This window comes from Halanaerobium sp. (assembly GCF_003070835.1).
Window position 1 is genome coordinate 1 of record NZ_QBLR01000132.1, and the last position, 9,274, is coordinate 9,274.

Consider the following 9,274-nt stretch of genomic DNA (forward strand, 5'->3'; position numbering starts at 1 on the left):
GTTAGCATTAACAGTGTAAACAAGCTCTATTCTGGATAATTCTCTGGCAGAAGAAGAAACCATAAAAGAATCAATTCTTGCTCTGTCACCTTCGATTTCAAGATTATCTCTAATTAATTCGGCCAGGGATTCAACTTCCTGCTGAATTAGATCAATACCTGTTTCTTTGTAGTAATTTGTGACCCGTTCTCTAAAATTACTGAATGTATTTTTAGAGACAGGTGGTCTTTTATCACTGGTTAATCTAAGAGCATACTGATATTCCATACTTAGATGGATATTGGCAACTAATCTTTCGTCAGTGAGATCAAAAAGTTCTTTAATTACGAGAGCACTGATAATTATATTAACAGGAGTATTGGGTCTTGAACCTTTATCACTGTAGAGTACGGCAAAGCGTTCTTCATCAATTGCAGGAAAGATAATTTCCTGAAAAGTATCTGCCCAGGAATTTAAAAGATATTCCTGTAGATATTTGGGTAAATCCTTAAAAGAATCGTAAAGACTTAACTGCTGGTGACTGTTGGGAACAAACATTCTATCATCCTTTCTTTGATTTCTTAAGTTAATTATATCAAAGAAAGCCCGTCATCTAAAGGATTATAGCGGATTAATCTAATTAGTTTGAAGATGATAAAAGAAAAACTTATTGTTATTATTTGGTTATTAATGAAATTTATTTAATCTTTTTGGGGGCAAACCACAGTAAAATAATTAAATCAACTATTAGAAAATTATCAATTTTTTATAAACAATCCTCAAGACCCTCTGCTTCCAGAATATTTCTAATCTCTTTAACTTCCTGAGCTCGCTTTTTATCACAGATTAAAATAGCATCTTCTGTATCAACTATCACTACATCATCAAGGCCAATTGTGGTTACCACCTTATTAGGACTATGAATAATAGAATTAGTAGTATCTATTCCATAATGCTTACCGATTACTACATTACCATCAGCATCTACTTTTTTAACTCTCTCTAAAGCAGGCCAGCTGCCTAAATCATCCCAGCCAAAAGAACCAGGAATAACAAAGATATCATCTGCCTTTTCCATAATTCCATAGTCAATGGAAACACTCTGCATATTTTCGAATTCATCTCTAATTACTTTTTTAGCTAAATCTGTACCTAAAGCACCTTTAATTCTCTCTAAGGACTCAAACATTTCAGGTAAATGGGTCTCTATATTAGCCAGAATACTGCTTAACTGCCAGATAAACATCCCACTGTTCCAGAGATATGTTCCTTCCTCTAAAAACTCTTTAGCAGTGCTTAAATCAGGTTTTTCGGTGAAATTGCGCACTTCAAATACCTGATCACCATCTATGGTATGTAATGGATCACCAAAGTGAATATATCCATAACCTGTTTCTGGATGAGTCGGCTCTATACCAATAGTAACTAAGTTTTTACCGGTAGCTGCAGTCATAATTGATTTTCTTAAAATATCTACAAATCTTTTTTGATCTTTAATTAAATGATCGGCCGGTAAAACAATCATTGTTGAACCGGGATATTTATCTTCAATAACTACTGAAGATAAGCCTATACAGGCAGCTGTATTTCTTTTCATTGGTTCTACTATTATGTTTTCTTCTGGTATACCATCCAGCTGTTTTTTGATTGCTTTTTGATAAGCTTCATTAGTTGCAATAAAAACCTGTTCTAAAGGAACAAGCTCATTTATTCTTTCTACAGTTTCCTGCAGCATTGTTTTTTGATTATCATTTAACTTTAAAAACTGTTTTGGATGGTCTTTTCTGCTTAAAGGCCAGAATCTAGTTCCTTCTCCTCCAGCCATGATTAGTGCTGTAATCATTTGAAATCACTCCGATTAATTTTATATTGATTTTACTATCTATATATATTATCAGATTAGATAACTAAATACAAATATATCCAATTAATAATTTTAGTAATGTAACTTAAAAATTAATTAATTCAAATTTTGTTTCCTCTAACTGTTCTAATAATCTTGTTGATTACCGGCCATAACAAAAATATTATAGATATTCCCAACAATACACCACCTAAAGGTTTATTTAAGAAATTAATTGGACTCTTATATTTAATCAAAGCTCTGAGCAAATTATTCTCCATAATTGGTCCTAAGACCATCCCAAGCACTAATATCGCAACTGAATATCCATTTTCTTTCATATAAAACCCTATCAGACCAAATAATAGCATAACCACTACATCAAACATACTGTTGTTAACTGAATAAGCTCCCAGAGTTGCGAAAATGAATATAGCCGGATATAGAATTCCTTTTGGTACCTTTAATAATTTAGTAATAACTCTTATCTCCAAAAAACCTGAAATAAGCAGCAAAAGATTAATTATAAAAATACCTGCAAATAAAGTATAAACCATCGTTTCACTGGTGATAAATAAGGTAGGTCCAGGTTGTAAACCATGTACCTCAAAAACACCTAGAAGTATGGCTGTAACAGCCCCTCCGGGTATCCCCAGTGCTAATAATGGTATAAAAGTAGCCACTGCTGCTGAATTATTTGCAGCTTCTGGAGCAGCAACTCCATTTAGGCTCCCCTTCCCTAGAGGCTTATCAGTGTTTTTATATATACTCTCTTCCATACTGTAGCCTAAATAATTAGCAAGAACTGCTCCTGCCCCTGGTAATGCACCCACAATTAAACCTAAAAGAGATGAGCGAGCAATTGTACCTCTCACACTTTTTATTTCCTTCCAATTGGGTAAACTCATGTTGAATTTCTCACTGGAAGGCTTTAGCATTTCTTTTTTGTGTACCTGAATAAAGACCTCTCCTACAGCATAAGCCCCAATCATTATTGGAATAAAGTCAAATCCATTTAGTAGAAAATCAGTTCCAAAAGTAAAACGCATAGTTCCATCAATACTTGACATTCCAACAATACTTAGTAAAACACCCACAGCTGCAGATATTAAAGCCTTTAGGTAGTTATCACTTAATCCAGTAATTATAGCAATTCCTAAAAGACTTAAAGCAAAATATTCAACTGAACCAAAGAGATAAGAAATCTTTATTAACTGAGTAGAACCAATTACTAAAATAATTGAACTAAAAATACCACCAATAGCAGAGGCTATAATTGCAATACCTAAGGCCTTAGCTGCCTTCCCCTGTTTAGTCAAAGGAAAACCGTCAATAGTGGTACAGGTGTTTTCTGGTGCTCCCGGTATGTTAAATAATATTGCAGTCTGTGAACCACCAAAAGTAGCGGCTACATAAACTCCTGCCACCAATAATATTCCTGCTGCAGGATCCATAGTATAAGTAAAGGGTACCAATAATGAAGCAGCAATAACCGGTCCCAAACCTGGAATAGCTCCAAAAACAATTCCAATTACTGAACCTGCTATTAATACAAATAAATATATAGGTTCTGACAACAAAGTAAATCCAGCCCATAATCCCTGAAACATAAGCGACCTCCTTCCAATTTAAAAGATCAGTATTTCATTAATATTTTTAAAGATTCCTATTCCTAGTGGTAATGGTATATATAATAGTTTGGTAAATAAGCCATATACTATTAAAGTTAAAGTTACCGAAAAAATTATACTCACTTTATAATTTTTATATTCTAAAATTAAAGATAATAAGAATATAAAAATAGGAGTTAAAATATAAAAGCCAAAAATAGTTATACCATATAAATAAACTATTGCTAAAAGTACTGTTAATATCAGTCTTTGATTATCTTTCTTTTCTGTTTTTTTATCAGCTTTAACTGATTTGATAATTGACTTTGCTGCTAAAATTATACTGAATCCCATCATCAAAATTAAAATTATTTTTGGCAATAACAGACTGTTAGATCCTTCAGACATAATCTGAATTTTATCAAGCCGAAAAAAGTACAGATAAAAAGCCCCTATAAATAAAATTATAGAGGCAATAAGATCATTTAACATAAAAACCGCTCCTTTAATTCATTACACTATCATAATATTCATATTCTTCCTCAATAAAATTCTGATATTCTTCCCCTGTCAGCAATCCTTCTCTAAGATGTAAAAACTTACGTTTTTCGTATTCCTTGTATTCTTCAGTATTAACAGCTTTTTTAATTATTTCCTCCAGGTAATCAACTGCATACTCTGGGGTACCTTCTTTTACCCAGATACCTCTCCAGTAACCTGCAGTAATATCCATATCATTTTCTAAAGTTGTGGGAACATCTTCAAAACCATCAACTCTTTCTTCAGTCATCACAATAATGGGTTTATAATCTCCAGAATCTATAAAAGACATTACATCTCCAGGCTGTTCATGCAAAATATCTACATGACCTCCGGCCAGGGCTGCATATCTCTCCCCCGGTTCACTATAAGGCATATTCTCGACCTCAATGTTTTCATGTTCTTCTATCTGTCTTACAGTTAAAGAATCAGCACCATTTAAACCTGTTGTTGCAATTGATAGTTCATTTGGATGTTCTTTTGCATATGCAACCAGTTCTTCATAATTACTAAATCTATCATCATTACTGTTTATAAACCACATATCAACATTATGCTGGACTTTTGCAACAGGTTTAATTTCACTTAAATCATACTTGTTTACCTCTGTTACAAGATTTATAATACTATCAGTTGTAGCACCAAAAATAGTATAACCATCAGCGTCTCTCTGCATTAAATTATTCAGACCAACAGCTGTTTTAGAACCAGGTATATTAATCACTACAATCTCAGCCTCAGTATGTTCTTCTATCTGTTTTTCCATCATCCGAGCAAACTGATCTGAACCTCCACCTGTACCAAAGGGTACTACCCAGGATATTGGCTTACTGGGATAATCATCCTTCGCCATCACTATAACCGTTAACGAAAATAACATACTTAAAGCTAAAAACAAAACTAAAATCTTTTTAATCATTTTTTTATTCCTCCCATTTTTGATATTTAAATTCTATTCTTTTTAATGAATTCTTGATTATATCTTTTTCCATTTTAAAAAACTTACTCATACTACTTAAAACTTTTTCATTTTCAATTACAATATTTTCTGCAGCATCTTTAAACATTTCTTCAATTAAATCTAAATGTATTCTATCTAAGTTATTATTTTCGGGAACAATCATTACATTTGAAGTATATTGATCTGCTTCAAATTCATGTATTAACTTTAATTCGGGATAAAAGTTTAAAATTTGACTGAGATAGGGTTCCCATAATAATAAAGCATCAATTTGTTCTAATTCATTAAATTTATTTTTTAAATCATCAACTGCAAGATTTAAATCTTTAAAGTCAACTCTATTTATTTCAATATTGGTTTCTCTAACTAATTTTTTTAGTAAATTATCAGAAACTGATTCATTCTTTCTGGGAACCAGAACAGTTTTATTATTTAAGTCTTTTATAGAACTAATTTCTTTTCGACTAATAACTGCATGTCCACCTCTATTGGCTTCAGCAATTATTTCTATTTCAGATCCAGTAGACTTCCATAGAAATGCAGGAACAACACCCAGAAAACCTAAATCAAATTTCTCGCTCTGAAAGTTCTCCATTAATTCATATCCATTTGCAAAGTAAGTAATATCTAAATCAAAAGGATAATTATCTATTATATTTAAATCGTAAACTAGTTGGGGCAGAAAACTTCCCGCTGACTTTATAGCTGCTATCTTAACTTTGTTTTTAACAAGACTGCCATATTTACTTATTTCATTTTTAAGATCTTTATCCAATATTAATAACTCCTGATAATAATCTAATCGCAAATTATGAAAATATTTTTTGCCAGAGGTAGTTAATTGCTTTTTAGACTTTAATTCTTTAATCAAATCTCTACTAATTAAATCTTTTAAATATCTATTTACCATCCCTTTTGAAATATTAATATCTTCAGCTAGTTCCTGCTGGGTTTGCTGTGGATTATTATTAATATTTTCTATAATTTTTAATTCTTTTAACTTTTTTGTGCTATCTAAGAAATTTGAGTCTAGCATATCAACCACCTTTGTTTACTTAGTAAATATTATTTTTACTTTATGAACTAGCTTTATTATAGCAAAAAAAATTTGATTTAACAAGTGAACCATCTGTATTTGATATAGATGGTTTTGATCATTTTCCTCTATTAAAAATATTTTTTAATTTTTCTTTATTAAATAAATCAACTATGTAAGATAATACAGCTCCTAAGACTGGTAATGGATCATCTTTAGAAAAAATCGCATAATGGAATTTTTTAGGTTTATTAAAAAAATAATTTATTTCTTGATTAAATCTATCTTTATTAAAAATAAAGTTTAAGAAATCCCCAGGTAAAAGCCACTGACAATATTCTTCAAAATGTTTATTAATAACTGGTTTAATCTCTTCTCCCATTTCCATTTTTATTAAAAGTTCTGGAAAATTAACTCCAACTTTTAGTGATAGGTTTAAAGTACCCCAGAATCTGGGGTTAATTTCCATCAACTTAGGTTCTCCAGTTCTTGGATCAGTTATAAATTCAACACAGGCAATCCCATACCAATCTAAAGATTTAATAAGTTTTATTGATAAATCTTCTAATTCTTTAGATTCTATAGTTTTCCACAATGTGCCCGGACCACCACCTACCGGAAACTGTCTTAATAATTCCTGTACAGTACTGGCTAAAATATTTTTATTTTTATCAATTAATAATAAAACCTGAAATTTTCTCCCCGTTTGAGGTATAAATTCCTGTAACATTGGAAAAGGAAATTCTTGATGCACTAAATTGTACTTTTCAATTAATTCTTCTTTTGAATTTATATATGTAATCCCACGAGACCCAGAACTAATTCTAGGTTTGATAACAATGGGATATTCAATTTCGTTTTTTAAAGTTTCGACTTCATTCAAATTATTTATAAAATGTGTTTTGGGAGCTGGAATATTAGTTTCAATTGCTTTTTTTATAGTAATAGACTTATCTCTAGCTTTCATAAAAGTATTATAATCTGGAATTGGAATTTTTACATCTTTAAAACTATCCAGATTCTGAGAAAACAATTCAACTGTAATATCATCCATAGGCATTAATAAATCTATTTTATTTTCACTAGTATATTTAGTCATAAATTTTATGAATTCCTTTGGCTTTTTAGCTGGATCAGGATACTCTATAAAAGAATCGCAATATTTACTCATTCTGGATGAATAAACTCTTTTATTTGAAGCAGCAATAATTTCAATATTTTTGTTTCCTAAACTCCGAATAGCTGCTAAGACTTTTCTATGATGAGCATCTGTAATTAATACTTTATACATTCTTTTCAACCTCATTTATCTCTAAATACTTTTCGATTGATGTAAAGTTAAAATCCGATAGCATTTTTTTGAATTTATCCTCTGTTTTATCAATATTGATATAATGTCTGAATTGACTTAACTTAGAAATACCCTTTATTTTAGGCTGCTCAGGATCAAACTCCCAAGGATGAAGATAGACTATAGCTGTTTTATTATTTTTATTTAGTTTTTTTATAGCCATTTTAGTCAACCAATAAGGAAGTAATCGAAAATAACCCCCACCAGCTACCGGTACATTTTTAGTTAATATTTTTATGGTTGTTTGTGGTAATTCAACTAATCCATTAAACAAAGTATGAATACATGGGTTTATTCCCATGATTCCATATTTATCATGTCCTTCTATAGGCGATATGCTGGCATCATACTCTAAACCAAGTTCCTTAATAATATCTAAAGCCCATAATGAATCATTAGTTATAGAAAAAGTAGGTGCTCTATAACCTAATATTTCTTTCCCAGTTATATTTTTTAATGTATTTATTGATTTAATAAGATCATTTTTGAATTCTTGTTTAGTTTGTTTATACACTAGTTCATGTCCATAACCATGTGTAGAAATCTCATGTCCTTGATCAGAGATCATTTTTATTATTTCAGGAAATTTCTCTGCAATCCAACCCAAAACAAAGAAAGTAGCTTTATAGTCAAAGCTATTTATCAAATTCAGAACTTTCTTGAGACTATTTTCAACTCTTAACTCAAAATTATCCCATTCATTGTTGTCAATAATATTTTTGAATGTCTCTACTTGAAAATAATCTTCAACATCTATTGTTAATATATTTTTCATTTTTTATTCAGCTTGCTTTCTTCTAATAATTTTTCAAATAATTTTAAATGGTCTTCATATACTCTTTTATCACTATATTTGTTTATCGCAAGTTCATGAGCTTTTTCAGACATACAGATTCTTAAATCATTATTTTCTAATAACTTCAATATTGCATCTGCAATAACTTTTTCATTTTCTTTTTCAACAAATAGACCTTGTTCCCCATGATTAAAAGCCTCTTTCATTCCAGATACGGGAGTTGAGACTACAGGGATTCCTAAATATAAAGCTTCCAAAGTTATTAATGGAAATCCTTCATTTAAAGAAGGAATTACAAAAATATCAAACATATTTAAATAATCAGGAAAATTATCTTTAAAAGAGATAACTCTAAATATATCTTTCAAACCATAGACTTTAATAAGTTCTTTTATCTTTTGTTCTAATGGTCCTTCACCTATCAAAATAAACTCTATGCTCTTATCAGACTTTTCTTTTATTATTTTGGCAGCTTTCACAAGATATTCGAATCCCTTTCGTTCTACCAATCTTCCTGATGCTCCAATTAAAATCTTTCTTTTGTTTTTTAATTCTACCGGAACTGATAAATTTTTAAATCTATTTTTATTCACACCACCTGGAATTACAGATATCTTTTCTTTTTCACAAATATTTTCTTTAATTAAATTTTGCGCTGTATTATTACTGACAACAATTACTGTGTCAGCAACATTGCAAATATATTTTTTTAGCTTTTTAAAAAAATTATCAGCAAATCTATTCATTTCAATATGCGAAGCATCAAATCCATGAGCATTATAAATAAAAATAGGCTTATTTTTAATAGTTTTTAAAGCTAAGGCAGTTAAAAAACTTGCTTTAGCGGTATGAGATTCTATTATATCAAATTCATTTTTTGAAATAATATTTCTGATTTTTAAAAAACTTTTAAAATCTTTTATAAGATTAATTTTTCGAACTAACGATCTAACTAAAAATACCTTTTTAGAAATATTGTTGAATTTATTCTCAAAATCCCCATCTGGAGAAGTTAAAATAAAATGATTTTCTTTCTTGATATTTTTCCCAAACAAATGAAGATATTCTTGTGCACCTCCAACATCAGAAGTAGTTATAATTTGTAGGATTCTCATAAAAATCTCCTTAATCTAATTATATTTTTGATGACTATTTATC

Annotated in this window: 9 protein-coding genes; all 9 read right to left on the reverse strand. The window is 30.0% G+C overall.

Annotated elements, in window-relative coordinates; translation table 11 throughout:
• Positions 1–537 (reverse strand): transposase (locus tag CI949_RS12700; protein ID WP_290767060.1); only part of this gene is annotated, 537 nt, incomplete at its 3' end.
• A 208-nt stretch (positions 538–745) separates the two neighbouring features.
• A complete protein-coding gene (locus tag CI949_RS12705) occupies positions 746–1,822 on the reverse strand; it encodes a mannose-1-phosphate guanylyltransferase (protein WP_290767061.1) in 1,077 nt (358 codons plus the stop codon).
• Positions 1,823–1,944: 122 nt separating this feature from the next.
• Entirely contained in the window at positions 1,945–3,432 is a 1,488-nt protein-coding gene (locus CI949_RS12710; protein ID WP_290767063.1) for a tripartite tricarboxylate transporter permease, read from the reverse strand.
• A gap of 18 nt (positions 3,433–3,450) precedes the next feature.
• Positions 3,451–3,924 carry a tripartite tricarboxylate transporter TctB family protein gene (locus CI949_RS12715; RefSeq protein WP_290767065.1) on the reverse strand — a complete coding sequence of 158 codons (474 nt, stop codon included), beginning with the start codon at positions 3,922–3,924 and terminating at the stop codon, positions 3,451–3,453.
• Between the two features lie 13 nt (positions 3,925–3,937).
• Positions 3,938–4,891 (reverse strand): tripartite tricarboxylate transporter substrate binding protein, encoded by a 954-nt coding sequence (locus tag CI949_RS12720; protein WP_290767067.1) that lies wholly within the window; start codon positions 4,889–4,891, stop codon positions 3,938–3,940.
• A gap of 4 nt (positions 4,892–4,895) precedes the next feature.
• Positions 4,896–5,969 (reverse strand): winged helix-turn-helix transcriptional regulator, encoded by a 1,074-nt coding sequence (locus CI949_RS12725; RefSeq protein ID WP_290767069.1) that lies wholly within the window; start codon positions 5,967–5,969, stop codon positions 4,896–4,898.
• Between the two features lie 118 nt (positions 5,970–6,087).
• On the reverse strand, positions 6,088–7,260 hold the full coding sequence (locus tag CI949_RS12730; protein WP_290767071.1) for an ATP-grasp domain-containing protein: 1,173 nt from the start codon (positions 7,258–7,260) through the stop codon (positions 6,088–6,090).
• On the reverse strand, positions 7,253–8,095 hold the full coding sequence (locus tag CI949_RS12735) for an XrtA system polysaccharide deacetylase (protein WP_290767073.1): 843 nt from the start codon (positions 8,093–8,095) through the stop codon (positions 7,253–7,255). Before CI949_RS12735 ends, CI949_RS12730 begins: the two co-directional genes overlap by 8 nt.
• A complete protein-coding gene (locus CI949_RS12740) occupies positions 8,092–9,231 on the reverse strand; it encodes a glycosyltransferase (protein WP_290767075.1) in 1,140 nt (379 codons plus the stop codon). The genes CI949_RS12735 and CI949_RS12740 overlap by 4 nt, the downstream gene beginning before the upstream one ends.
• Between the last annotated feature and the right edge of the window lie 43 nt (positions 9,232–9,274).